Origin of the sequence: Reyranella sp., assembly GCF_965227665.1 — a bacterium.
GTDB lineage: Bacteria > Pseudomonadota > Alphaproteobacteria > Reyranellales > Reyranellaceae > Reyranella.
The window spans coordinates 2,398,290-2,422,651 of sequence record NZ_OZ245767.1; the positions used below are offsets into that span (position 1 = coordinate 2,398,290).

The 24,362-nt window shown below is 66.6% G+C and carries 24 protein-coding genes; 15 read left to right on the forward strand and 9 right to left on the reverse strand.

The window, feature by feature from the left end; all coding sequences use genetic code 11:
- Positions 1-9 precede the first annotated feature (9 nt).
- From ACO07I_RS11645 to ACO07I_RS11665, 5 genes are all read left to right on the forward strand, one after another.
- On the forward strand, positions 10-780 hold the full coding sequence (locus ACO07I_RS11645; RefSeq protein ID WP_422017434.1) for an ABC transporter ATP-binding protein: 771 nt from the start codon (positions 10-12) through the stop codon (positions 778-780).
- 21 nt (positions 781-801) lie between these two features.
- Positions 802-1,755, forward strand: coding sequence for an ABC transporter substrate-binding protein (locus tag ACO07I_RS11650; RefSeq protein WP_422017436.1), 954 nt, complete (start codon positions 802-804; stop codon positions 1,753-1,755).
- Between the two features lie 68 nt (positions 1,756-1,823).
- Positions 1,824-2,957, forward strand: coding sequence for an FAD-dependent oxidoreductase (locus ACO07I_RS11655; RefSeq protein ID WP_422017438.1), 1,134 nt, complete (start codon positions 1,824-1,826; stop codon positions 2,955-2,957).
- 109 nt (positions 2,958-3,066) lie between these two features.
- Entirely contained in the window at positions 3,067-3,651 is a 585-nt protein-coding gene (locus ACO07I_RS11660; protein WP_422017440.1) for an amino acid synthesis family protein, read from the forward strand.
- Positions 3,652-3,687: 36 nt separating this feature from the next.
- A complete protein-coding gene (locus tag ACO07I_RS11665) occupies positions 3,688-4,143 on the forward strand; it encodes a YbhB/YbcL family Raf kinase inhibitor-like protein (protein ID WP_422017442.1) in 456 nt (151 codons plus the stop codon).
- A gap of 45 nt (positions 4,144-4,188) precedes the next feature.
- Here the strand turns inward: ACO07I_RS11665 and ACO07I_RS11670 are convergent, their stop codons facing one another.
- Positions 4,189-6,708: an ABC transporter permease gene (locus tag ACO07I_RS11670; RefSeq protein ID WP_422017444.1), complete on the reverse strand. Its 2,520-nt coding sequence runs from the start codon at positions 6,706-6,708 to the stop codon at positions 4,189-4,191.
- Between the two features lie 10 nt (positions 6,709-6,718).
- Positions 6,719-7,378, reverse strand: coding sequence for an ABC transporter ATP-binding protein (locus tag ACO07I_RS11675; protein WP_422018225.1), 660 nt, complete (start codon positions 7,376-7,378; stop codon positions 6,719-6,721).
- Between the two features lie 87 nt (positions 7,379-7,465).
- On the opposite strand from ACO07I_RS11675, the gene ACO07I_RS11680 reads away from it, so the two are divergent.
- Together ACO07I_RS11680 and thpR are read left to right on the forward strand one after the other, a co-directional pair.
- Positions 7,466-8,185, forward strand: a complete 720-nt coding sequence (locus ACO07I_RS11680; RefSeq protein WP_422017446.1) for an arylesterase — start codon at positions 7,466-7,468, stop codon at positions 8,183-8,185.
- Positions 8,151-8,696, forward strand: a complete 546-nt coding sequence (gene thpR / locus ACO07I_RS11685; protein WP_422017448.1) for an RNA 2',3'-cyclic phosphodiesterase — start codon at positions 8,151-8,153, stop codon at positions 8,694-8,696. Before ACO07I_RS11680 ends, thpR begins: the two co-directional genes overlap by 35 nt.
- 112 nt (positions 8,697-8,808) lie before the next feature.
- Here thpR and ACO07I_RS11690 read toward each other — a convergent pair whose 3' ends face one another.
- Both ACO07I_RS11690 and ACO07I_RS11695 read right to left on the reverse strand, forming a co-directional pair.
- Positions 8,809-9,852 carry a phosphotriesterase family protein gene (locus ACO07I_RS11690; RefSeq protein ID WP_422017450.1) on the reverse strand — a complete coding sequence of 348 codons (1,044 nt, stop codon included), beginning with the start codon at positions 9,850-9,852 and terminating at the stop codon, positions 8,809-8,811.
- The gene (locus ACO07I_RS11695) at positions 9,849-10,862 is read right to left on the reverse strand and encodes a Bug family tripartite tricarboxylate transporter substrate binding protein (RefSeq protein ID WP_422017452.1); all 1,014 of its coding nucleotides are present in this window, start codon (positions 10,860-10,862) and stop codon (positions 9,849-9,851) included. The genes ACO07I_RS11690 and ACO07I_RS11695 overlap by 4 nt, the downstream gene beginning before the upstream one ends.
- 54 nt (positions 10,863-10,916) lie before the next feature.
- Here ACO07I_RS11695 and ACO07I_RS11700 point away from each other — a divergent pair, with 54 nt between their 5' ends.
- A complete protein-coding gene (locus ACO07I_RS11700; RefSeq protein ID WP_422017454.1) occupies positions 10,917-13,067 on the forward strand; it encodes a N,N-dimethylformamidase beta subunit family domain-containing protein in 2,151 nt (716 codons plus the stop codon).
- Here the strand turns inward: ACO07I_RS11700 and ACO07I_RS11705 are convergent.
- Positions 13,051-13,536, reverse strand: a complete 486-nt coding sequence (locus ACO07I_RS11705) for a low molecular weight protein-tyrosine-phosphatase (RefSeq protein ID WP_422017456.1) — start codon at positions 13,534-13,536, stop codon at positions 13,051-13,053. The genes ACO07I_RS11700 and ACO07I_RS11705 overlap by 17 nt on opposite strands.
- A gap of 35 nt (positions 13,537-13,571) precedes the next feature.
- Here ACO07I_RS11705 and ACO07I_RS11710 point away from each other — a divergent pair, with 35 nt between their 5' ends.
- The 3 genes from ACO07I_RS11710 (at position 13,572) to ACO07I_RS11720 (ending at position 16,496) form a co-directional block, all read left to right on the forward strand.
- Positions 13,572-14,306: an NAD-dependent deacylase gene (locus ACO07I_RS11710; protein ID WP_422017458.1), complete on the forward strand. Its 735-nt coding sequence runs from the start codon at positions 13,572-13,574 to the stop codon at positions 14,304-14,306.
- A gap of 26 nt (positions 14,307-14,332) precedes the next feature.
- On the forward strand, positions 14,333-16,126 hold the full coding sequence (locus ACO07I_RS11715) for an acyl-CoA dehydrogenase family protein (protein WP_422017460.1): 1,794 nt from the start codon (positions 14,333-14,335) through the stop codon (positions 16,124-16,126).
- A gap of 109 nt (positions 16,127-16,235) precedes the next feature.
- On the forward strand, positions 16,236-16,496 hold the full coding sequence (locus ACO07I_RS11720; protein WP_422017462.1) for a GIY-YIG nuclease family protein: 261 nt from the start codon (positions 16,236-16,238) through the stop codon (positions 16,494-16,496).
- 48 nt (positions 16,497-16,544) lie between these two features.
- On the opposite strand, the gene ACO07I_RS11725 is transcribed toward ACO07I_RS11720, so the two are convergent.
- Genes ACO07I_RS11725 through ACO07I_RS11735 form a run of 3 tightly spaced genes read right to left on the reverse strand, consistent with a single transcriptional unit; the run spans position 16,545 to position 19,950 of the window.
- The gene (locus ACO07I_RS11725; RefSeq protein WP_422017464.1) at positions 16,545-17,651 is read right to left on the reverse strand and encodes a CaiB/BaiF CoA transferase family protein; all 1,107 of its coding nucleotides are present in this window, start codon (positions 17,649-17,651) and stop codon (positions 16,545-16,547) included.
- On the reverse strand, positions 17,648-18,793 hold the full coding sequence (locus tag ACO07I_RS11730) for a CaiB/BaiF CoA transferase family protein (RefSeq protein WP_422017466.1): 1,146 nt from the start codon (positions 18,791-18,793) through the stop codon (positions 17,648-17,650). The genes ACO07I_RS11725 and ACO07I_RS11730 overlap by 4 nt, the downstream gene beginning before the upstream one ends.
- Positions 18,790-19,950 (reverse strand): acyl-CoA dehydrogenase family protein, encoded by a 1,161-nt coding sequence (locus ACO07I_RS11735; protein ID WP_422017468.1) that lies wholly within the window; start codon positions 19,948-19,950, stop codon positions 18,790-18,792. Before ACO07I_RS11735 ends, ACO07I_RS11730 begins: the two co-directional genes overlap by 4 nt.
- Before the next feature lie 152 nt (positions 19,951-20,102).
- Here ACO07I_RS11735 and ACO07I_RS11740 point away from each other — a divergent pair, with 152 nt between their 5' ends.
- The 4 genes from ACO07I_RS11740 to ACO07I_RS11755 are packed head-to-tail and all read left to right on the forward strand — an operon-like array spanning position 20,103 to position 23,767.
- Positions 20,103-21,077 carry a Bug family tripartite tricarboxylate transporter substrate binding protein gene (locus ACO07I_RS11740; protein ID WP_422017470.1) on the forward strand — a complete coding sequence of 325 codons (975 nt, stop codon included), beginning with the start codon at positions 20,103-20,105 and terminating at the stop codon, positions 21,075-21,077.
- Entirely contained in the window at positions 21,052-21,594 is a 543-nt protein-coding gene (locus tag ACO07I_RS11745; protein WP_422017472.1) for a mismatch-specific DNA-glycosylase, read from the forward strand. Before ACO07I_RS11740 ends, ACO07I_RS11745 begins: the two co-directional genes overlap by 26 nt.
- On the forward strand, positions 21,591-23,018 hold the full coding sequence (locus ACO07I_RS11750) for a DUF1254 domain-containing protein (protein WP_422017474.1): 1,428 nt from the start codon (positions 21,591-21,593) through the stop codon (positions 23,016-23,018). Before ACO07I_RS11745 ends, ACO07I_RS11750 begins: the two co-directional genes overlap by 4 nt.
- A gap of 35 nt (positions 23,019-23,053) precedes the next feature.
- Positions 23,054-23,767, forward strand: a complete 714-nt coding sequence (locus ACO07I_RS11755) for a superoxide dismutase (RefSeq protein ID WP_422017476.1) — start codon at positions 23,054-23,056, stop codon at positions 23,765-23,767.
- Positions 23,768-23,789: 22 nt separating this feature from the next.
- Here the strand turns inward: ACO07I_RS11755 and ACO07I_RS11760 are convergent, their stop codons facing one another.
- The gene (locus ACO07I_RS11760; RefSeq protein ID WP_298316839.1) at positions 23,790-24,233 is read right to left on the reverse strand and encodes a metallopeptidase family protein; all 444 of its coding nucleotides are present in this window, start codon (positions 24,231-24,233) and stop codon (positions 23,790-23,792) included.
- Between the last annotated feature and the right edge of the window lie 129 nt (positions 24,234-24,362).

A 24,362-nucleotide genomic window follows, 5' to 3' on the forward strand; every position in this document is an offset into this window, starting at 1 on the left:
AGTGCCGCCATGAATGAGCCGATCCTTGCGGTCGACAACATAACCAAGGCTTTCCCCGCCGGGGCGACGCCGATCCTGAACGGCCTGACCTTCCGTCAGGAACCCGGGCAGTTCGTTGCGGTGGTCGGCCCATCGGGTTGCGGCAAGACCACGCTCCTGCGCTGCATCGCTTCGTTGATGCAACCCGATACGGGCAGCGTGCTCCACCGCGGCCGTCATTTCGACAATCCGCCGCCGTGGTTGTCGATCGTCTTCCAGGACTATAACCGCAGCCTGTTCCCGTGGCTCTCGGTCCGAAAGAACGTCGCCTTTGGGCTGCGTGGCTCCGGCGCGGACGACAAGCGGGTCGACGAGGCGCTGCGGGCCGTCAATCTAGAGCATGCTGCCGATCTCTATCCCTGGCAGGTATCGGGGGGCATGCAGCAGAGATGCGCCCTGGCGCGCTCGATCGTCGTCTCCCCGAATCTCCTGCTGCTCGACGAACCCTTCGCTTCGGTGGACGCGCAGACCCGGATCGACCTTCAGGACATGGTCATGGAGATCTGCCAGACCATGTCGCTCTCAGCCCTGCTCGTGACCCATGACATCGACGAGGCCGTCTTCATGGCGGACAAGGTCGTGGTCCTGTCGACACGGCCGGCGCGCGTGGTCGAAGAAATTGCAATCGATCTGCCGCGCCCCCGCGATCAACTCGCGACCAAGGAAACACCGGAATTTCTCCACCTGCGCCACCGCGTCTACACGCTCGTGCGCAAGCAGGCGCAAAAGTTGTCTCGGTAAGGTTGAACAGGAAGGTGTGACATGAAGTTCAGGATGATTGGGGCCGCGATCGCGCTTGGCGTCGCATTTGGATTGTCGAGTTTCGGTTCGGTTCGACAGGCCGAGGCGCAGGACGCCGTGACCAAGCTCAAGGTCGGATACATTCCGGTCGGCGTCTATTCGTATCTCTGGCGTGCGCGCGACGCCGGCTACTTCAAGGCCGAGAATCTCGAAGTCGAACTGACGCCGATGGCCGGCGGCGGCCAGATCATTCCCGCCCTGCAGTCAGGCTCGCTGCAGTTCGGTATCTCGGACGCGCTCGGCGTCCTCAATGCGCGCAATGCCGGCATTCCCATCACCTACGTTTCATTCAATTTCGCGCAGGCGTCGGACGATCCGGTCCATGCGGTGCTGACCACGGATCCGGCGATCAAGACTCCCGCCGACCTGAAGGGCAAGGCCGTCGCGACCAACCTCAGCTACAACACCGACTGGACCATGATGCGCGAGTGGCTGCGCAAGAACGGAGTCGATCCTAAGTCGGTGACGTTCCGCGAAGTGCCCTTCCCCGACATGCTGCCGGCGCTGCGCAACAACACCATCGCGGCGGCCGGTGTGACCGAGCCCTTCATCACGCTCGGCAAGTCGCAGGGCGCGACGGTCCTCGGTTACTATTTCACCGATGTGAAATCGCCGGTCGTGTTCAGCGGCATCGTCGCGATGCAGCCCTACGTCGAGAAGAACAAGGATGTCGTCCGGCGCTTCCTGCGCGCGATCAACCGCGCGCTCGACGACTTCAAGGATCCGGCGGTCGTTCGTCAGACCATCGCCGCCAACACGAAGGTTCCCCCGGCCGTGATCGAGAAGATGGGGCTGGGCCGCTGGCAGAAGGACATGTCGCCCGAAGCGATGCAGTTCTGGGTGGATGCAGCCAAGAAGGAAGGCATCGTCAATTCGACAGCCGATCTCAAGACGCTGGTCTGGCAGGACAAGTAGGCGACGCCGCGGCGCCCGCCGTCATCCTCGGGCGCCGCACTCATGTTTCAAAACGTACGGTGGTTCAAATGGCGAATATCAACAAACATGGCAGCAAGGCTCTGCATGCGGAAATCGCCGGGGCGGGCTTCGCGGGCCTCACGGCGGCGACCGCTCTCGCGCAACGCGGCTGGAGCGTGCGTCTGCACGAGCGCGGGCCTGAGCTGCGTGCCTTCGGCGCGGGCATCTATCTGTGGCAGAACGGATTGCGCGTGCTGGAAGGTGTCGGCGCGCTCGAAGACGTGCTGACGGGGTCCCACACCCCTCCCACCTATGAGACCCGCCGCCACAACCTGACCGTCTCGCGCGAGACCTTCAATGGGTTGCCGTGGCGCATCATGACCCGCCAGCACCTGCACAATGGTCTGGCCAAGCGGGCACGCGAGGCTGGCGTCGAGATTCGCACGAACTCCGAAGTCGTCGCGGCCGATCCGTCGGGCAAGATCACGCTGGCGTCCGGGGAAGTGCTGGAAGCGGATCTCGTGGTGGGCGCCGACGGCGTCGGCTCGAAGGTTCGCGATTCGATCGGCTTCGAGCAGGATCGCTGGGTTTCGACCGACGGGCTGATCCGGATCCTCGTGCCGCGCATGAAGAGGGAGCTCGGCCACGGCGAGTGGGACAATACCATCGACATGTGGAATTTCTGGCCGCGTGTCCTGCGCATCCTCTATTCGCCGTGCAACGAGAACGAACTGTATCTCGGCCTGATGGCGCCGGCCGCCGACCCGGAGGGTTCGCGGGTGCCGGTTCACTTCGACACCTGGGTCGAGATGTTTCCGTTCCTGGAGCCGGTCCTCGCCGAGGCCGCCAAGCTCAAGACCGCCCGGTACGATCGCTACGAGACGAGAAAGCTGTCGGAATGGACCCGCGGCAAGGTCGCGCTGGTGGGCGATGCGGCACACGCGATGTGTCCGGCGCTGGCACAGGGTGCCGGATGCGCGATGGTGAACGCCTACAGCCTCGCCATGGAACTCGAGGAAGTTCCCGATGTTCAGGAGGCCCTGGTCTCCTGGGAGAAGCGTATTCGGCCGATCACCGATCGCTGCCAGGCCCTGTCGGGTGACTACGCGGCGAACCGGTCCCTGTCGAAGGGCAACCAGTTCACCCCCGCGGCGCTCGAAGCGGCCCGCTACGATCCGACCCGCCGCGTCTTCTCCTGGTGAGACAGGCGACCTTCCAAACCGACTGATTCCCTCATTGTGCGCATGACGCGCCAGACGACGGTGCCGTGCCTTCGGCCGCGCCGTGTCGCCCCTTGGAGATTGCAGGATAATGAACGTCGATAACGAGTTGCGTGCCGCCTACGAAGTGCGCTCCTGGCACAGCTTCGTACAGGAAGTCGAACACGATGGCGGCAAATCGCGGGACGCGTTGGTCAAGGCGGCGGTCGCCGTGGTCATACGCAACCCGTTTGCCGGCAGCTACGCCGAGGACCTGTCGCGACTGATCGCGCCAAGCGCCGCGATCGGCAAGGCGCTGGGCGCGCGCGCGAGCGCCTTGCTGGGCGGTCGTCCCGTCCACAGCTACGGCAAGGGTGGCATTGCCGGAACGGCCGGCGAGCAGGAACATGTCGTGGCTTGTGTGACCACCGTCTTCGGCGATGCCCTGCGCGCCGCAGTTGGCGGCGGACTCGCCTGGATCTCGTCGGCGTCCAAGGTCGGTGCCGCCGGAACTTCCATCGACATTCCCCTGGCGCACAAGGACGAGCTCTACATCCGCTCCCACTATGACGCGATCTCGATCGCGGTCCCCGACGGCCCGCGCCCGGACGAGCTGTTGATCTGCGTCGGCGTCGCGTCCGGAGGACGTATCCATGCCCGTGTCGGCGGCAAGACCATCGACGACCTCGCGAAGTAGCCGGTCGAACTCTGAATATTGCGCCAGGAGTATTGAATGCCTTTGAACATCAAGGACCTGAAGATCGAAAGCCTCGACTTCGCCCCCCTCGGGCGGATGAAGGATGAGCATGCCGGAAACAAGGGCAATGTCATTCCCCGCCTGAGGATCAGCGGCGCACCGAAGGAAGCGGTCGAACTCGCGATCGTCTGTCACGATCCCGATGCGCCGCTCGCGCAGGGCTTCACGCATTGGACGCTGTACGGCGTGCCGCCGGGCACGACCGACCTCGACGGTGCACAGAGCAAGTTCCGCGTCGGTCCGAACGGCGCCGGTCAGCCGGGCTACTATGGGCCGCAGCCGCCAGATGGCCACGGACCGCACCACTATTACTTCTGGGTCTATGCGCTCGACACGAAGGTGGAAGGCACGCCCAGCCGCGAACAGTTCCTCGATCGCTACAAAGACAACATCATCGAGCAGAACCGCGTGGTCGGCATCTACGAGAACTAGCCGCGAAAACACCGCGCCCAGGAGTGAGACCGGGAAGTCCCGGTCTCACTCATTGCGCAGCAAGGCAAGAGGCCTCTGCCTCAGGGCCGCGAGAGTTCCCGCCAGGCCGAAGGCCAGGGTGAGCGCCATGGCCCCGACGGCGACCGCCACGGCGACCATCGGCAGGAACGTCCATTCCAGGTTCATGAGTCGCCGCACCACCAGATAGGCGGCCAAGGTCCCCACCCCGACCGACGCCATCGCGGTGGCGAGACCGAGGAAGGCGAATTCCCAGGCGAAGGTCCCGGCTATGCGGGCGCGGGTGGCGCCCAGCACCTTCATGACGACCGCCTCGTGGACGCGGCGGCGCTGGGTGGCGAGCATGGCCCCCGCCAGCACCAGCACCCCGGCCAGGATGCTGAGGAAGCCAATCACCCGGCTGGCCAGCCCGATATTACCCAGCACGCCAGCCGCCGTTTCGATGGCGTCGCGGATGCGCACCACGGTGACGTTGGGGAACTGGTCGGTGACGGCCTTGAAGATGGCGTCCTCGGCCTCCGGCGTGGATTTCACCGTGGCGAGGAAAGTGTGCGGCGCCTTGTCGAGCGTGCCCGGCGAGTAGACGAACACGAAGTTGATGGCGAGCGTGGTCCATTCGATTCGTCGCAGCGAGGCGATCTTCGCTTCGATGTCGCGGCCCAGGATGTTCACGGTGATGCTGTCGCCCAGCCCCAGGCCGAACTGGTTGGCGAGGTTCTCGTCGAACGAGATGAGCTGAGGCCCGCGATAGTCGGCCGGCCACCACTCGCCGGCGACGATGCGGGAGCCCTCGGGCGGCGTCGCCGAATATGTCACACCGCGGTCGCCCTCGACCGCCCAGCGCGCGTCGGACGGAACCGCGACCTCGCTGACCGGCTTGCCGCCGATCTTGACGATGCGGCCGCGCAAGGACGGCACCTTGTCGAGCGGCCCGGCGCCGGGGATGGCGGCGATCGCCTTCTCGAAAGCCGGCATCTGGCTCGACTGGATGTCGACGAAGAAGAAGGCCGGCGCATCGCCCGGAATGCGCTGCGTCAGCTGCTGGCGCAGATTGCCCTCGATCAGGGCGGTCGCCACCAGCACGGTGAGGCCGAGGCCGAGCGACAGCATCACGATCGGCGTCGGCGCGCCCGGCCGGTGCAGGTTGGCAAGCGCCAGCCGGAGCGCGGCGAACCTGGGCTTGCCGATCCGGGCGGCGCCCAGCATCAGCAGCCGCGCCAGGAGGGGAAAGGCGATGAAGGCACCGACCGAGCCCAGCACGAAATAGGCCGCGATGCGGCGGCTGTCGGCGGTGAAGATGGTGAAGGCCGCCAGCGCCACCGCCGCGGCGCCTAGCACCAGTGCGTCGCGCCAGGCCAGCCGGCCGCCCTGCTGAACCACGGCGCCGCGCATCAGGGTCGCCGCCGAGACGCTGCGGGCGCGCATCAGCGGCACCAGCGCGAACAGCAGCGAGACCAGCAGGCCGAATCCCGCGGCCGTCGCCAGCGGTCCGGCATAGAGCGCAACCCGCGCCCGGACCGGCAGCACATCGGCGATCGCAGACTGCGCCACGAACGGCAGGGCTGCGCCGATCACCAGGCCGATGCCGACGCCCAATGCCGCCAGCGCGGCGAGTTGGATGAAATAGGTCGTGAAGACCAGCCGCTCCGGCGCGCCCAGGCACTTCAGGGTGGCGATGGTGCGCAGTCGCGCCGCGAGGAAGCTCGAGACGGCATTGCCCACGCCCACACCACCCACGAGGAGCGAGGCGAGTCCGATCAGGCCGATGAACTGGGTCAGCCGGTCGAGCCAGAAGCGGATGCCGCCGCCGGCATCGTCGAGGCCCCTCACCCGCCAGCCGGCATCGGGAAAGCGGGTCTTCAGCGCCGTGATGACCGCTCGATCCGAGCGTCCAGGCGGCAGGCGCAGGCGGTATTCCCAGGTGAGCAGGCTGCCCGGCTGGACAATGCCCGCGTCGAGCGCCGCGTCGAGCGGAATCATCAGCCGTGGGCCCAGGCTGGCAAAGGCATTGAGGCCGCGGTCGGGCTCGCGCGCGATGATGCCGCGCACCTCGACCGCCGTGTCGCCGACCCTCAGCATGTCGCCGGGCGCCATGTTCATGCGGCGCAGCGCGGATTCCTCGACCGCCGCGCCCCAGATGCCGTCGCGCTTGCCCAGCGCGTTGGCGAGCGTCCCGCCATCGGCCATCTCTATCTTGCCATAGAGCGGATAGGCCGGTTCGACGGCCTTGAGCTGCACCAATGTCGGCCGCCCGTCAGGCTTGGTCGGCCGCGCCATGGCACGGCTGTCGAGCCAGCGCACGAACTCGCCCTGCTCGCGCATGAAGGCGATCTGCTCCGGCGTCGCCTCGCGATAGAGCAGCGAAATGGCGACGTCGCCGCCCAGGATCTCGCGGGCATCGGCCCGCAACCCTTCCTCGACGGCGCGGCTGAACGACAGGATCGCCGCGATGGCGCCGACGCCCAGCGCCAGGCAGGCGATGAACAGGCGGAAACCGCCGAGGCCGCTGCGCATCTCGCGGCGGGCGAGGCGGAAGGCGAGGCTCATGAAAATGCCGTCACTGCGCGGCGAGCGCGCGCAGGCGATCGTCCGCGACCAGCAGGCCGTCGGCGATACGCAGCACCCGGTCGCACCGCTCGGCCAGGCCCATGTCGTGCGTGATCAGGATCAGGGTCGTGTTGTCGGTACGCGCGACCTCGAACAGCAGATCCATCACCTGCTTGCCGGTCGCGCCGTCCAGATTGCCCGTCGGCTCGTCGGCCAGCATCAGCTTGGGCCGCCCGACGAAGGCGCGGGCGACGGCCACGCGCTGCTGCTCGCCGCCCGACAGCTGCGCGGGATAGTGGCCGATGCGATGGCCGAGCCCGACCCGCTTCAGCGCCGCCTCGGCGAGCTCGAACGCATCGGAACGGCCGGCGAACTCGAGCGGCAGCGCCACGTTCTCGTGCGCCGTCATGGTGGGAATAAGGTGGAATCCCTGGAACACGATGCCGATATGGTCGCGCCGGAGCCGCGCCCGGTCGTCGTCGCCCATGGGCCCGAGATCTTTGCCGGCGACCTCGACCCGGCCCGACGTCGCGCGCTCCAGCCCGCCCGCCACCATCATCAGGCTCGACTTGCCGGCACCCGAAGGCCCCACCACCGCCGCAATCTCGCCAGCCGCGATGTCGAGAGTAACGCCGCGCAGGATATTGACCGTGCCGGCATCGCTCGCCATGTCGAGATGCACGTCGGTCAGGCGAACGATCGGAAATTGTGCGATGGGAAGCGGCTCGGCCAAGCGGGCTCCTGGGACAGGCAAGGAATGAAACTGCAAAGTCGATATGGTGGTTTTACGGCGACGGTCAATTCACGGATCGCGGCATTCGTGGCGCTGATCCTGTGCCTTGCGGCCCTGACAGCGCCCGCAACGGTCCATGCACAAACCGGGCAAACCGGGGCCGAGCCGGTGAAGCTCGCGATCCTGGGCGACAGCCTGGCCGCGGGCTACGGCCTCGCCCCGGCCCAGGCCTTTCCCAACCGCCTTCAAGCGGCGCTGAAGGACAAGGGCCGCAACGTCACCGTCATAAATCACGGCGTCTCGGGCGACACCACGATGGGCGGACTCGAACGCATCGACTGGATGCTGGCCGACAAGCCCGACATCGTGATGGTCGAGCTGGGCGGCAACGACATGCTGCGCGCCCTCGATCCGGCAGCCACCGAACGCAATCTCGATGCCATCGTCGAAAAACTGAAACAGGCCGGTGCCACCGTCTGGCTGGTCGGCATGATGGCGCCCCGCAACTACGGGCCCGAATACGTTAAGCAGTTCGACGGCCTCTACAAGAGGCTCGCCGACAAGCACGGCGTGCCGCTCTATCCCTTCTTCCTCGACGGCGTGGCCCAGGACCCCGCCTTCAACCAGCCCGACGGCATCCATCCCAACGCCAAGGGCGTCGACATCATCGTCGAGCGCATCCTCCCTTTCGTTACGAAGAATCTCGACGATGCCGCGTCTGTTCGTCGCCCTGCCCGTCCCTGACGAGATCACCGAGGAACTGTCGGCGCTGCAGTCGGGCGTGCCCGACGCGCACTGGGTGCCGGCCGAGAACCTGCATGTCACCCTCTGCTACGCGGGTGAGGTGCAGGGCGGCACGCTGCGTGACTTCGAGGAAGAGCTGGCCGATATCGAAGGGCCTCGCTTTCCGGTGTCCATTGCCGGCGTCGACCAGTTCAGCAACGGCAAGCAGCCGCGTGCGCTGGTCGCCGTGGTCGAACGCAGCGAACGGCTCGATTGGCTGCAGCAGAAGGTGACGACGGTCGCGCGCAACTGCGGCATCGAAATCGACCGCCGCAAGTACCGCCCGCACGTCACCCTGGCGCGTTTCCCGGCAGGCGGCGAGACCGGCCATCACATCGCGCAGTTCATGGCGAGCCACGGCACGTTCCGTCTGGAGCCGTGGGTGGCCGAACATTTCACGCTCTATTCGAGCCGCCTCGGCCGCGGCGCTCCGATCTACACGGCGGAAGCGGACTATCCGCTGACGTTCTAGCTCTGGCCTTCGGTCGTCCTGAGCGCAGCGAAGGACCTCACGGAACGACCAGGGGGCTCCTTGGCTAGCGGGAGATCCTTCGCTGCGTTCAGGATGACAATGGCGCCGTCCGCTACACGAACGTCAGCAGCCGCCGCGGATTGCCCACGAGGATGGCGTCGATCTCGGCCTCGCTGTAGCCGCGCTTCTGCATCATCGGCACGACGTTGCGGAAGATGTGGCCGTAGCCGTGGCCGCCGAAGCTCGCGAGGCGGGTGCGGTAGCAGATGTCGTGGCTGATCACGACGCGCTCCAGGTGACCGGCCTCGATCAGCGCGCGGATCAGCTTGAGCCGCGTCGCGTCGTTGGGCATGTCGATGTCGGAAAGGCCGTAGTAGCTCGATTCCTGGCCGAACAGGTCGAACTCCACCGTCACGCCGGAGTCGGCGAGCCTCTGCAGGCGCGGCTCGTCGAAGATGGTGCGGTCGATGTGGCTGATGACGATGCGCTCGGTCGGGAAGCCCGCTTCCTTCGCGAAGTCGGCGATCTCCTGCGGCTGGTCGGGATCGCGGCCGGGATGGACGTTGATCGACGCGCCGGTCTCGGTCGCGGCAATGAACGCTCCCTGCATCACGCGCTTCTCGGTGTCGGTCCACGGCGCCTGGCAGCCGATTTCGCCGATCATGCCGGCGCAGACATCGGTGCCCCAGGCGCCGTCGTGGATCTGGCCGATCATCTCGGCAGCGAAATCCTCGACCGTGCGGCCGTGGTTCTTCGGATCCTGGTAGTCGTTCACGTAGTAGCCGCAGCCCATCACCAGATGGACGCCGGTGCCGGCCGCGATGCGGCGCAGACCGTTCGGATCGGGCGAGAGGCCGCCGCAGGACAGTTCGACGATGGCATCGCCGCCCTCGTGCTTCATCATCGCCACCTCGCGGGTGGCGATGTCCTCGAGGTCGAGCATGTATTTGCGGCCGGCGCGCTTGAGGCCCCGGCCGTAGTTGATCTGCCAGACATTCTCCAGGGTGATCTCGGGGCCGAGATCGTTGTCGGAGCGCGTGCCGGGCGGGCGGATGTCGCAGAGCACGTGTTCGTGCATCAGCGTGCGCCCGAGCTTCTCGGGCTCGATCGGCCCGAGAACGGTCTGGATCTTTCCCTTCAGCTCAGGACGGCTCATTGCGGCTCCAGCTTGGCGGCCTCGACAACCTTCTTCCACTTCACATATTCGCTCTGCATGTGCTTGGCGAGATCCTCGGAGGAGCCGCCCAGCTCGGCCGCGCCGGCGTCGCGGATCTTCTTGATGACGTCGGGCTGCTTGGAGGCCTTCACCAGCTCGTCCGAGAGCTTCTTCACGATCTCGGGCGGCGTGCCGGCCGGTGCCGAGACGTACCACCACGGCGCCGCGTCGAAGCCCGCGAAGCCCTGCTCGGCGATGGTTGGCGTGTCGGGCAGTGAGAACCAGCGCTTGGCCGAGCTGACGCCCAGCGCGCGCAACGCGCCCGTCTGGATGTGCGGCAGGTAGGGCGGGAGATTGTCCATCGTGCTCGGGATGTGGCCGGCCAGCAGGTCCTTCAGGACCAGCGAGCTGCCGCGATAGACGACGTGCTCGACCTTGAAGCCGGCGAGCGACTGGAAATACTCCATCGCCAGGTGACCGGTGCCGCCGACCGCCGGCGAGCCGAAGCTCACCTTGTTGGGGCCCTGCTTCTTGCAATACTCGACATAATCCTTGGCCGTCTTCACCGGCATGTCGGGATGGACGGCGAGCACGTTGGCGACCTCGCCGAACAGCGCGACCGGCGCGAAGCTCTTCACGCTGTCATAGGGCATGTTCTTGTAGAGGAACTGGTTGGTGACGGCGGTGCCGACTGTGCCCAGCAGCAGCGTGTAGCCATCGGCCGGCGACTTGGCGACGATCTCGGCCCCGACATTGCCGCCGGCGCCGCTCTTGTTGTCGACCACGAAGGTCTGGCCCCACACTTCCTGGAGGTGGGCCGAGGCGATGCGGCCCAGCAGGTCGGTCGTCCCGCCCGGTGCGAAGGGCACGACCACGCGGACCTGCTTGTTGGGGTAGGTCGACTGCGCCCAGCCGTGGCGGGCCAGCATCGGGGCGGCGAGCGGAACGGCTGCGGCGCCCGCGATGAGAGTGCGGCGTCGGATTGTCTTGGCGATTGTCTTATTGGTCATGGCGAAGCTCCCTGATTTCAGGCGACTATATCGACCGCCAATTGGGAGTTAAATGTGACCGCAGCATTGATTGGGTACACGGATCGCATCTCGGTACGGAGCGGAGAAAAGATCAGCTTCAAGGTCTCCAGTGCGGGACCGACCCCCTATCACGCCATGCTGGTGCGCATCGTGCGCGGCGATCCCAACCCCGGCGGGCCGCCGCCGAAGTTCGAGGATCTGTCGGAACTGTTCGATGGTCGCTTCGCGTCGCGTGTCCAGCACGCCTGGCCCGGCTCCTACGGACTGGTCGAGGAGGCAAAGAATATCAAGTTGCCCGGCGCGCTCCAGGTCGAGGCGCTGATCTGGCCGACCCTGCCCGAAGACGGGCCGCAGACCGTGATCTCGCGCCGCGACGCTGCGACCGGCGCGGGCTTCGCGCTGGTGCTGACACAAGAGGGCATGGCGCTGGAGAGCGGCACGGAGCGCGTCTGCGTGGGCAAGAAACTGCGGGCCCGCATCTGGTATCGCGTCTGGGCCAGCGCCGATCCCGAGACCGGCATCCTGCGGGTCGGCCAGCAGCCGCTCGCGCGCGCCTTCGGCACCGACGACGAGGGCGAAGCGCGCGGCACCGCCGCGTTTCTCGCTTTGGAGGCGGCGGCGCCTGTGATGCTCGGCGCGGAGCCAGCGACGGAGCGGCCGGCGCAGCGCTGCTTCAACGGCAAGATCGAAGCGCCGCGCATCCAGGGATTCGCCGCCTGGGATTTCACGCGCCGCATGGACTCGATGGAAATCGAGGATACCGGTCCCAACAAGCTCGACGGAAAACTGATCAACCTGCCGACCCGCGCGATGAAGGGCTCGGCCTGGACCGGCGCCGAGCGCGACTGGCGCCGCGCACCGCACCACTACGCCGCCATCCATTTCCACGACGACGACCTGCACGATTGCGGCTGGCTCGACGATTTCAGCTTCACCATCCCCCGGGAAATGAAGAGCGGCATCTACGGCATGCAGCTCACCTGCGGGACCCACCGTGACATCATCCCGTTCTTCGTGCGGCCGCAGGTCGGCAAGCCGCAGGCCAAGGTCTGCTACCTCGCCTCGACCTTCACCTATCAGGTCTATTCCAACTTCTCGCGCGGCATGTTCGACGACGCTTTCCGCAAGCGGGTCGCGGACTGGAAGGCCTATCCGCACAATCCCGACGATCATGGCGATTACGGCCTGTCGACCTACAACCATCACCGCGACGGCTCGGGCGTGGCCTATTCCTCGAGGTTGCGTCCGCTGCTGACCTGGCGGCCCAACTTCCTCAGTTTCAACGACGAGGCCGGCTCGGGCCTGCGCCACCTGCCGGCCGACACGCATCTCACCGGCTGGCTCGATCGCATGGGCGTGGCCTTCGATGTGGTGACCGACCATGACCTGGACGAGAAGGGCGTGGAACTGCTCGCCTCCTACAAGGTCGTGCTGACCGGTTCGCACCCGGAGTATCACACCGAGGGCACGCTCGACGCGCTGCAGGCCTATACCGAGAGCGGCGGCCGGCTGATGTATCTCGGCGGCAACGGCTTCTACTGGCGCGTGGCGCTCTCGCCCAAGGTGCCGGGCGCCATCGAGGTGCGGCGCACCGAGGGCGGCATCCGCACCTGGGCGGCCGAACCCGGCGAATACTATCACGCGTTCGACGGCGCCTATGGCGGCCTGTGGCGGCGCTCGGACCGGCCGCCGAACCTGCTCTGCGGCATCGGCTTTTCGAGCCAGGGCACCTTCGTGGGCGATTGCTACCGGCAATCGCCGGCGGCGCGCGACAATACCCATGCCTGGGTGTTCGAGGGCGTGAAGGACGAATTGTTCGGCGGTTACGGCTTCTCGGGCGGCGGCGCGGCGGGCTTCGAGCTCGACCGGCTCGACCACCGGCTGGGCAGCCCGCTCAACGCCGTGGTTTTGGCCTCGTCGGAAGGCCACGACCGCCGGAACTTCGTCGTGGTGCACGAGGAACGGCTGGGCTTCACGACGACGATTCCCGGCCAGACGCTGGAGCAGCTCATCCGGGCGGACATGACCTATATCGAGAAGCCGAAAGGCGGCGCGGTGTTCTCGGTGGGCTCGATCACCTACTGCGGCAGCCTGCCCCACAACAAGTTCGACAACGACGTGTCGCGGCTCACCTTCAACGTGCTGAACCGGTTCGGCGAGCTGGGCCTCAAATGGCCTTTCTGACCTCGGGCGCCAGCCGGGCGACGAGGCCGCGGCTGGCGGCCTCGATCATGCCAAGGGCACGCTCATAGTCCTCGGCAGTGCCGCCGAACGGGTCGGCAATGTCGAGGACGCCGATCGGCGGGGCATAGCTCATCAGGAGCTGCGGCCGGTCGACCAGTTCGCGCGTCGCCAGCCAGCGCAACTCGACGAGATGGTTGCGCGTCATCGCCAGCACGTAGTCGAAGCGCCTGATGTCCTCGCCCGTCACCTGGCGGGCCCGGATGCCGGAAATGTCGTAGCCGCGCGCGGCCGCCGCCTCGACGGCGAGCGGGGTCGGTGGTTGGCCGATATGACTGGCGCCTGTCCCGGCCGAGTCGATGTCGAGGGCGTCGGCGAGACCCGCCTTCGCCGCCTGGGACCTGAACACGCCTTCGGCCATCGGCGAACGGCAGAGGTTCGCGGTGCAGACGAACAGAACTCCAATGGTCATGGCCGCGGACCCTAGCACGGCGCTAGATTGGCGGCATGCATCAGGATTTCTTCCCGCCCGGCATCGCCGTGCTGACCGGCGCCGGCATCTCCAAGGAAAGCGGCATCGACACGTTCCGTGACGCCGACGGGCTGTGGAACAGGGTGAACCTCGAAGAGGTCGCGACCCTCGAAGCCTGGCACCGCGACAAGAAGAAGGTGCTCGACTTCTACAACGAGACCCGCAGCATGTTCCGTGCAGCCGGCATCGGCCCGAACGAGGCGCACCGGGCGCTGGCACGGCTCGAGCGCGAGTATGACGGCGAGGTGACGATCATCACGCAGAATATCGACCTGCTGCACGAACAGGCCGGCTCGAAGCGGGTGATCCACATGCACGGCCGCGACGGGGAGATCCGCTGCATGGCTTGCAAGACGGTGTTCTCCTCCGACCATGACCTGACGCCTGCTTCGATCTGCCCTCACTGCAATTCCGTGGGCGAGCTGCGGCCCAACATCGTGTGGTTCGGCGAGATGCCGATACACCTCGAGGAAATCTACGAAGTACTGGAGCGCTGCGGCCTCTTCCTCGCGATCGGCACGTCGGGCGAGGTCTATCCCGCCGCCGGCTTCGTCCTGCATGTGCGGCGCCACGCGCCGCGCGCCCGCACGGTCGAGCTCAATCTCGAACCGACCGACAACAAGAGCCTGTTCCACGAACACATCTATGGCCCCGCCACCGAGACCGTGCCGCCCTATGTGACGCGCGTGCTGACGCAGGGCTGGCGATAACAAGAAAAGACCAGACGGAGGAAACCATGCCCGACATGACTCACGGATTGAACGAAGGGCCGCACGGCGCCCATCACATCGCCACCGACGCGCACGGCCAGAATTTCCATTCGATCGACCGGCAGTTCCAGGATCTGATGCGGCTCTACATGGAGCCCGGCCTGCTGCGGCAGATGACGCCGCATTTCGAGCGCCTGGGCGAGCTGGCCGGCGGACGACTCGACGAGCTGGCGATGGTCGCCGACAAGCATCCGCCGGTGCTGCAGCCGCGCGACCGCTTCGGCCGCGACGAGGACTGGATCGATTATCACCCTGCCTATCGCGAGATGGAGAAGATCGCCTTCGAGGAATTCGGCATGCACGCGATGAGCCATCGCGCCGGCGTGCTCGGTCTCGCGGAGCCCGCCCATCCGCTGGTGAAGTACGCCATCACCTATCTCTTCGTGCAGGGCGAGTTCGGCCTGATGTGCCCGGTCTCGGTCTCCGACACGTCGAACTTCATCATCAAGCGCTACGGCTCGCCCGAGCTGAAGAAGCTGCTGCTCGACCGGCTGCTCAGCCAGGATCCGGCAACGATGCTGAAGGGCACGCAGTTCATGACCGAGAAGGCCGGCGGCTCCGACGTCGGTGCGCTGGAGACCGAGGCCGAGCGGGTGGGTGTCGGCCCCGACGGCGTCGAGCGCTGGAAGCTCTATGGCCAGAAGTGGTTCTGCAGCCATGCCGATGCCGATGTCGCGGTGATGCTGGCGCGCCCGCGCGGCGCCGCGCCCGGTACGTCGGGCCTCGGCCTGTTCGCCTTGCCGCGCCGCCTCGAGGACGGTCGCCGCAACAGCTACCGGATCGTGCGTCTCAAGGACAAGCTCGGCACGCGCTCGATGGCTTCGGGCGAGATCATCCTCGACGGCGCCACGGCCTATCTCGTGGGCGATGTGAACCGCGGCTTCAAGCAGATGATGGAGCAGGTGAACCTGTCGCGGCTGAGCCACGGCGTGCGCGCTGCCTCGATGATGCGCCGCTGCCTCAACGAGGCGCTGGCCGCCGCCCGCGGTCGCCGCGCCTTCGGTCGCTCGATCGCGGAATACCCGCTGCTGCGCCGCCAGCTCATGAAGATCATGCTGCCGACCGAGCAGGCGCTGTCGATGTTCGCCTTCTCCGCCGACGCGATGGGCCGCGCCGATAAGGGCGACAAGGACGCCGCGAACCTGCTCCGCATCCTGACGCCGGTCTACAAGTTCCGCGCCTGCCGCGACAACATCCCGGTCGCCAGCGCCGCGCTCGAGGTCAAGGGCGGGCTGGGCTACATCGAGGAGTGGGTGACGCCACGGCTGGTGCGCGACGCGCAGGTCGGCACGCTGTGGGAGGGCACTTCCAACATCAACGCGCTGGACGTGGTGCAGCGCGCCGTCGGCAAGTCGGGCGGCCACAAGACGCTCTCCGCCGCGCTCAAGGCGAAGTACGAACCCAGCGGCGCCCTGCCCGGCCAGTACAAGGGCCTGCTCGGCGCCACGCTCGACCGGGTCGAGCGCTTCGTCGAAGCTGTGGCGCAGGATCCCAAGCACGAAAAGCGCTCCCGCCTCGCCGCCGGCGCGCTCTACCACGCGACGAGCGCGGCCTTGCTGGCCTGGGAAGGCGCCACCCTCGGCGCCGAGGGCGGCGACGCCCGCCGCCTGCTGCTCTCGCGCCTGGTCATCGAACACCGTTTGGCGCCGCAGGACCCACTGTCTCTCGGAGAGTCCGGCTGGGAGGAAGAAGCCATCAACCTCCTCCTCAACGACGCACCCGTGCCGCTCGCAAAAGCCGTGGCGCTGGTGGCGGCATAAGATAAAGGTCCCTCGCTGCGCTCGGGATGACAATCCTCGGTCGTTGACGCACACCATTTATTACGAAAGGGTTGTCATCCCGAGCGCAGCGAGGGACCTTTGGCGGCCGATGTTCACGTACTACGTCTACATTCTCACGAACGTGAAGCGGAACGTGATTTATGTCGGCGTGACGAATGACCTGGGGAAGCGCGTCGCTGAGCATCGCGCCGGAATAGGCGGCGCCTTCACGCGGCAGTATCGCGTGCATACCCTGGTTTATGCCGAGGAGTATCAGCAGATCGAAGACGCGATCGTGCGGGAAAAGCAGATCAAGGGTTGGCGGCGCTCGAAGAAAGATGCGCTGGTCGAAGCTGCCAATCCAACCTAGGCCGATTTGCTCGATCCTGGCGTTAGCAAAGCGAGGGACCTTTCGCCTCTAACGCTTGAGCACTTCTTCCGTATGCTCGCCCAGCAGCGGCTCGCGATAGAGCGGGCTCGACGGTTCGTTCCTGAAGCGGACGACGGGCGCGAAGTGGAGGCGGCCGTCGGCGTCCGTCACCATGAAGCCGCGCTTCTGCAGGTTGGCGTCGGCGATCGCTTCGGGCAGCGTGTTCACCGGGCCGTAGCAGATGTCGAGGGTGGCGAGGGTGTCCATCCAGTGGGCGAGCGGCTTCGCCTCGAAGGTCTGTTCCAGAAACTCCACCACCGGCTTCTGGTGCGCGCCGGGCCATTCGCAGAGCCCGGCCATCTCCGGCCTGCCGAGCGCCCCTAAAAGGTTCTTGATGAACTTCATCTCCTGGCCCGCGAGCACGAGCTGCCGACCGTCGGACGTGTCGTAGACGCGATAGAAGGCCGAGCCGCCGGTCGTGCGCTGCTGCTTCACGTCGGGATGCCTGTTCTCCGCGAAGGTCGTGCCGACCACGTTGGCACAGGAGGCCATCAGCGATTCGTGCATCGACACGTCGATATAGTCGCCGCGGCCGGTATCCTTGCGGCGCAGCAGCGCCATCAGCACGCCCGCGAGACCATGAAGGCCGCTCACCAGATCGGCGACCGGAATGCCGGGGATTGCAGGACGGCCATCGTCGCCCAGGGTCAGGCTCAGCACGCCGGTCATGGCTTCGAGCGCGAGATCGTGCGCGGCGCGGCCGGGATAGGCGCCGTCCTGGCCGAAGGCGCTGATCGAGCAATAGACGATGCCGGGATTCTTGGCGGCGACGGCCTCGTAGCCGATACCGAAGCGCGCGGCGACGCCGGGGCGGAACGATTCCACCAGCACGTCGGCTTCGCAGGCGAGACGGAACAGATCGGCGCGGCCCTGCTCGCTCTTGAGATCAAGCACGACGCTCTTCTTGCCGCGGCCCATGTTGCGGAAGAACACCGAGGTGCGTTCGTCGGGCGGCAGGATGTGTCGGCCGGGATCGCCCTCGCCCGGCGGCTCGACCTTGATGACCTCGGCGCCGTGATCGGCGAGCGAAGTGGTGAGATAGGGCCCCGGCAGGAACCAGGAGAGATCGACGACCTTGATGCCCTGAAGTTTCATGACGACTTGCCCAGCAATGATTCGTTGTCGGCGCCCAGCGACGAGCAGGCGGCCTGTGCCAGCCGTTCGCCGTCGATGCGCAAGGGATTGGCGAGGACGCGCAGCTCGCCTTTCACCGGATGCGACACGGACGCGACCATGCCCGTTTCGCGCGCAAAGGAACTGTCGAGCGCCTGATCGAGACGAAAGACCGGCGCGGCCGGCAGAAGCCCGTTCATCTCGGCCAGCCACTCCGCCGTCGTGCGTGTGCGGAAGGTCACGTCGAGTTGGGCGGAAAGCGTCGCGCGGTTCTTCGCCCGCGTGTTGGGATCGGGGAAACGCGGATCGACCGCAAGATCACCACGGCCCATCACCTCGCAGAGCGCCAACCAGAATTTCTGCGTCATGCACATGACGTAGATCCAGCCGTCCTTCGTGGGGAAGGTCTGGACCGGCGCCAGCGAGAGATGCGCACTTCTAGGCACGCGCGGAGAGACATCGCCCTCGTTGAGGTACCAGAGGCCGGGATAGGTGAGCTGGTGCATGGCGACGTCGTACAGGCAGGTATCGACGTCGCAGCCCTGTCCCGTGGTGCGGGCCCGCAGCAGGCAGCTCAGCAGGCCGACGATGCCGGTGAGACCGCTCATGCTGTCGATCAACGAGACGCCGACCCGCGTCGGCGGTCCGTCGGGCTCGCCGGTCAGTTCCATCAACCCGGCTTCGGCCTGCATCAGGAAATCGTAGCCCGGCCAATCCTTTCGCTCGTTGTCTCGGCCATAGGCGGAGATATGGAGACAGACAATCGACGGCTTCAGGTGTTTCAGGCTGGCATGGTCGATGCCGAGTTTCGCGGGCTGGGTACCGCGCATGTTGTTCACGACGCAGTCCGCGTCCTTCACCAGCGCCTCGAACTGCCGCCGCCCCTCTTCCGACTTCAGGTCGAGGGTCACGCTCTTCTTGCCGAGGTTCCAGGCCTGGAAATACTCGCTGTCGTTCTCACCGAGCTTGTACGGCCCCACCTGGCGCGAGGGATCGCCGCCCTCCGGCGCCTCGACCTTGATCACCTCGGCGCCCAGCTCGGCCAGGAACATCGTGCCGTAAGGACCCGCGCCGAACTGTTCGAGGGTGAGGACGCGAATGCCTTCGAGCGGCTTGCCGCTCACGAGATCGGGTTCCGCTTGATCAGCTGCCGCGCGATGATGATGCGCTGCATCTCGTTGGTGCCCTCGCCGATGCAGGTCAGCGGCGCGTCGCGATAGAGCCGCTCGATGTCGTATTCCTTGGAGTAACCGTAGGCGCCGTGGATCCGCATCGATTCGATGCTGTTCGCCAGCGCCGCCTCGGACGCGAAGTATTTCGCCATGCCGGCTTCCATGTCGCAGCGTTCGCCGCGATCGAAGATCGCCGCGGCGTCGAGCGTCAGCAGTCGCGCGGCGCGGGCGCGTGTCGCCATCTCGCCGAGCTTGAGCTGGATCGCCTGGTGCTCGCAGATCGGCTTGCCGAAGGTCCTGCGCATCTGGGAGTAGCTGGTCGCCAGCCTCAGCGCGCCCTCGGCGATGCCGACGCCGCGCGAGGCCACGTTGATGCGCCCGAGCTCGAGCCCGCCCGCGACCTGCGCGAAGCCCTGGCCCTCGACCTCGCCGATCAGGTGATCGGCCGGAATCCTGTAGTCCTCGAACACCAGCTCGCCCGAATCGATCGACTTGTAGCCGAGCTTCTCGAGCTTGCGGCCGACCGTGAAGCCCGGTCCCTTGGGCGTGATGAACAGGCTCATGCCGGTGTGGCGCGGGTTGGCCTCGGGATCGGTCTTCACCAGCATGGCGAAGCAATGGCCCTCGATCCCGTTAGAGATCCAGGTCTTGGTGCCGTTGATCACGTAGCCGTCGTTGCCGTCGCGCTTCGCCACCATGCGGATCGATTGCAGGTCGGTGCCGGCATCCGGCTCGGTGAGCGCCAGTCCGCCGCGGATTTCCCCCGAGGCGAACTTGGGCAGCCAGCGCTCCTTCTGGCGCGGCGTGCCGAACTTCTCGACCGCCAGCGCCAGCATCAGGTGGGAGTTGAAGATGCCGGTGATGGCCATCCACACCGAGGAGATGCGCATCACGATCTCGGCATAGGTCGTGGCCGGCAGGCCGAGCCCGCCATAGTCCGGGCTGACCGTGGCGCCGAACAGGCCGAGTTCCTTCATCTGCTCGACGAGCTCGGCCGGCCACTTGTCGGCGTGGTCGAATTCCTTGACGCGCGGCGCCACCTCACGCTCGATCCAGCGGTCGATGGTGGCGAGAAGCTGCGCTTCGTCGGCCTTGTCGATCGTATTCATTGGGTCCTCCCGGCGGCCATCATGCCCGACGGCAGAGGGCGGGCAAGGCCGCGGAACCTCAGGACGAAATCCGCACGGGCGACGGCCTAGGCGGCGCGTCACAGCTCGTGCATCATCCGCAGCCAATAGATTCCGAATAAAGGAAGCAGGACATGAGGAGACGTCACTTCACGGCCGGCCTGGCGACACTGCCGCTGGTCCCCACCCTTGCCCTCGCCCAGACCGACGACTGGCCCAACCGCAATGTCCGCATCGTTTGTCCGTTCACGCCCGGCGGCTCGCAGGACAATATCGCCCGCCGTCTCGCCGCCAAGCTCGGTGACGAGTTCGGCCAGACCTTCGTGGTCGAGAACCGCACCGGGGCCGGCGGCTCGATCGCGGCCGACAATGTCGCCAAGTCACCGCCGGACGGTTACTCGGTGCTCCTGGGCAATATCGGCAGTCACGCGCTGGTGCCCCACCTGTATCGCAAGCCTGCCTACAATGCCGTCACCGACCTCGAGACCGTGGCGTGGATCGGCACGCAGCCGAACCTGCTCTGCTGCAACCCCAACTTCCCGCACGACACGCTGCCCAAGCTGCTCGCAGCGGCGAAGAAGGAGCCCGGAAAGTATTCGTTCGGTTCGTCGGGTCTCGGCACGTCGCCGACGCTGACGATGGAGCTGTTCAAGCAGAAGACCGGTGCCGACATCACCTTCATCAGCTATCGCGGCGCGGCCGCGGCAGCCGCCGACGTGCTGGCCGGCCACCTGCCGATGGTGATCTCCAACATCGATTCGCTGATGGGCCAGGTGAAGGCCGGCAAGCTGAAGCCGATGGCGTCGAGCGGCGCCAAGCGCTCGGCGGTCCTGCCGGACACGCCCACTTTTGCCGAAGCCGTCTCGCCGGATCTCGTCGTGACCTCGTGGTCCATCTGGGCGGTGCCGACCGGCACGCCCGCGAAGATCAAGGACAGGCTTCGGGTTGCAACGGAGAAGGCGCTGAAGTCGCCCGATGTGATGGAGAGCATGCTGGCGGGCGGCTTCGAGCCCGGCGTCATGACCGTTCCCGAGATCGACGCCTACATCCAGACCGAGATCAAGCGCTGGGGCGAGGTCATCCGTGCCGCGGGCATCAAGGCAGAGTAATCCTCTCATCCCGGACCTGCTGGCCCCGGGTCTCGACCTGGTGTTTTGCGGCACCGCGCCGAGTCCGGCCTCGTTCAAGGCGCGTGCCTACTATGCCAATCCCGGCAATGCCTTCTGGCCGACGCTGCATGCGGTCGGCCTGACACCGGAGCGGCTGGCGCCGCAGCGCTACCCCGAGCTGCTGACGCTGGGCCTCGGACTGACCGACCTCAACAAGACCGAAGTCGGTTCGGACCACGAACTCAGTCCCGAGGCGATGGATGCGCGCTCGCTGCACGCCAAGCTGCGGCGCTTCCGGCCCGCCGCCATTGCCTTCACCTCCAAGCACGCCGCCTCGCTTGCGCTCGGCGTAAAGGCCCCCGCCTACGGCCGGCAGGTCGAGCTTCTCGAAGGCGCCGTGTCCTTCGTGCTGGCCTCGCCTTCGGGCCGCGCACGCTCCTTCTGGACCCTGGCGCCATGGCAGGAAGCGGCGGCCTTCGTCGCCGAACGACGACAGGCGCGCGAGCGGGCCGCATGACCATCGGCCGCCGCGCCGCGCTCGGTGGCCTGGCCGGCCTGTCTGCGCTGGCCGCGGCCCCCAAGCTGCCAGCCCAGGACGCGACGGCGGCACTGCGCGATCTCGCCCGGCGTGCCACCGTCTATCTCTTCCCGATCTACGAGATGTATCGTGCCCGCTGGCGCGCCACGGTCGACGAGACCAACCCGCAGCGCCAGCGTCTCAACCGCTTCCGCAATATCCAAAGTCTTGCCGATCCCGAGGCTGGCGTCGTCGCGACACCGGATGCCGATACCTTGTATTCCTCGGCCTGGCTCGACCTCGCACTGGAGCCGCTGTTCCTCACCGTGCCGCCGATCGGCGATCTCGATTACAGTTACGCCTTCATCGACCTGTTCTCTCACACATTCCTGCTCGTCCGCCCTCGCCCGAAAGCCGTCGGGCTGGTGACGCACATGATCGTCGCCCCGACCTGGGCGGGCGATGCGCCGAGCGACGTGACGCTGGTCCGCGCGCCGACCCTTTCGGTGTGGTTGCTGGGCCGCATCCTGGTCGATGGACCCGGGGAACTCGACCGTGTGCGCATCCTGCAGAACCGCGTGCTGCTCGAGACGCCCGACATGCGCAACGAGCGGCGCATCCTCGAAGCCGGCGAGCTGATGCGCTTCCGCACGCAGGCGCCTCCCGAACCTGTCGCCGACTGGCCGGCCGCGCAGCCGGGCGACCCGCTCGACCTGTTCGACATCGGCCTGCGCGCCCTGGGCGAGAGCCCGTTGCCGGAGCGCGACCGGGCGCTGTTCGAGGTGCTGGCGCCGCTAAAGCTGAAGCCGGGGCGCAAGTTCGACAGGCGTGCCTTCGGCGAGGCCGAACTTCGGGCGATCCGTTCGGGTATCGCCCAGGGTCATGCGGAGATTCGCAGTGCCGCCGGTCGCGGCCGCACGATCGACGGTTGGACCTACAGCCAGCGGCAGGCCGGCCATTTCGGCGAAGACTATCTGTCTCGTGCGGCGTCGGCACTGACGGGACTGGGCGCGCCCTTGTCCGCCGAGGAGGTCGATGTGAGCTGCGCCGTCGATGCCGACCGGTGGCCCCTGCACGGAGCGCAACGCTATGTCCTCACCTTTCCGGCCGATCGCCTGCCGCCGGCGCGCGCCTTCTGGTCGCTGTCGGCCTACGAAGTGACGCCGGACGGCAGAACACGCTTCGTCGAGAATTCGATCGGCCGACAGGCCATTGGCGACCGAACGGCGGGACTGGTCCGTGGCGCCGACGGATCGCTCAGCCTCTATATCCAGCGCGCCCCGCCGCCGGGCGAGCACGCCGCCAACTGGCTGCCGGCGCCGGCCGGGCCAATGCGACTGATGCTGCGCGCCCATCAGCCCGAGGAGTCGATGATCGCCGGCAGCTACCGAGTTCCGCCGGTACGCCGCAACTCATCTCCCTGAAAGGCGTTGCTCCAGCGAACACGCGAGGAGCCCCCATGACCGACATCTCCCGCCGCTCCCTGGCCGCGGGCGCCGGCCTGCTGGCTGGCGCTCTCGCCTTTGGTACGCGCGCCCAACAGATGGCCCCCCAGATGGCAACTGCCATTCCGGTGCCCAAGATCACCCCAAAGCCGCTGGTCATCAATCCCGACAAGGTCAAAGGCCTCTCCGGCGATCTGTTGCGAAGCCATCACGACGGCGTCTATGCGGAGGAGGTGAAGAAGCTCAATGCGATCGGCGAGGAACTCTCGAAGCTCGATCTTGCGCAAGTGACGCCGCAAAAGCTGGGGGACCTGAAGCGCGACGAGCAGGCTGCGCACAATTCGACCCTCCTGCACGAAATCTACTTCGATGGGCTGTCCGAAGCGCCGACGCAGCCTTCGGGCCTCCTGGCGCAGGCCCTGTCGCGCGATTTCGGCAGTTTCGATCGCTGGAAGGCGGAATTCCGTCTCATCGGGGAGTCCCTGAACGCGGGGAGCGGCTGGGTGATCCTGGCCTATGCCCCGCGCGAGAAGCGACTGCTCAACCATCGCACCGAGAACGATTCGATGGCGCCGGCCGGCAGCGTGCCGTTGCTCGCCATGGACATGTACGAGCATGCCTATGCCGCCGACTACGGCACCGACACGGCCAAGTATATCGAGGCCTTCGTTCAAGCGATCAAGTGGACGAGCGCCGAGCGCCTCTATCGCGAGGCGATGCGGGTCTGAGCCAGCGACCTGCGGCGCGCGGCTAGGCTCGCTGCGAGTCTTCCTCGGCCTTGGCCTCGATCGCTTCCATGTCGTCGTCGCTCAGGCCGAAATGATGGCCGATCTCGTGAATCAGCACGTGACGCACGATGTGCGGCAGGTCCTCGCCCGATTCGCACCAATAGTCGAGGATGGGACGGCGATAGAGGAAGATGCGGTCGATGTCGTTGGCGACATGACCGGCGCCCCGCTCCATCATCGAGACGCCCTGATAGAGGCCCAGCAGGTCGAACGGGGTCTCGAGATCCATCTGCTTCTCGACCTCGTCGGACGGGAAGTCGTCGATCTGTATGCGCACGTTCCCGACGTGCCGACGGAACTCCTCGGGTATCGTCGCCAGCGCCTCGGCGGCGATCGCCTCGAAGTCCTCCAGAGTGGGCGCGATGCCGAAGCAGGGCGTACGCCTTGGATTGTTGAAGACCGGCATGACTCCCCCTTATAGGACCCGTGCGCCCGCGCCAAGCGCGGTGTCGTGACCGTTCCGAGGGGCCGCGCGGCGTTTGGCGCGGTATTCGCATGATCGCCTTCCCGATCGATCCGCATTAAAGTCGCGCCC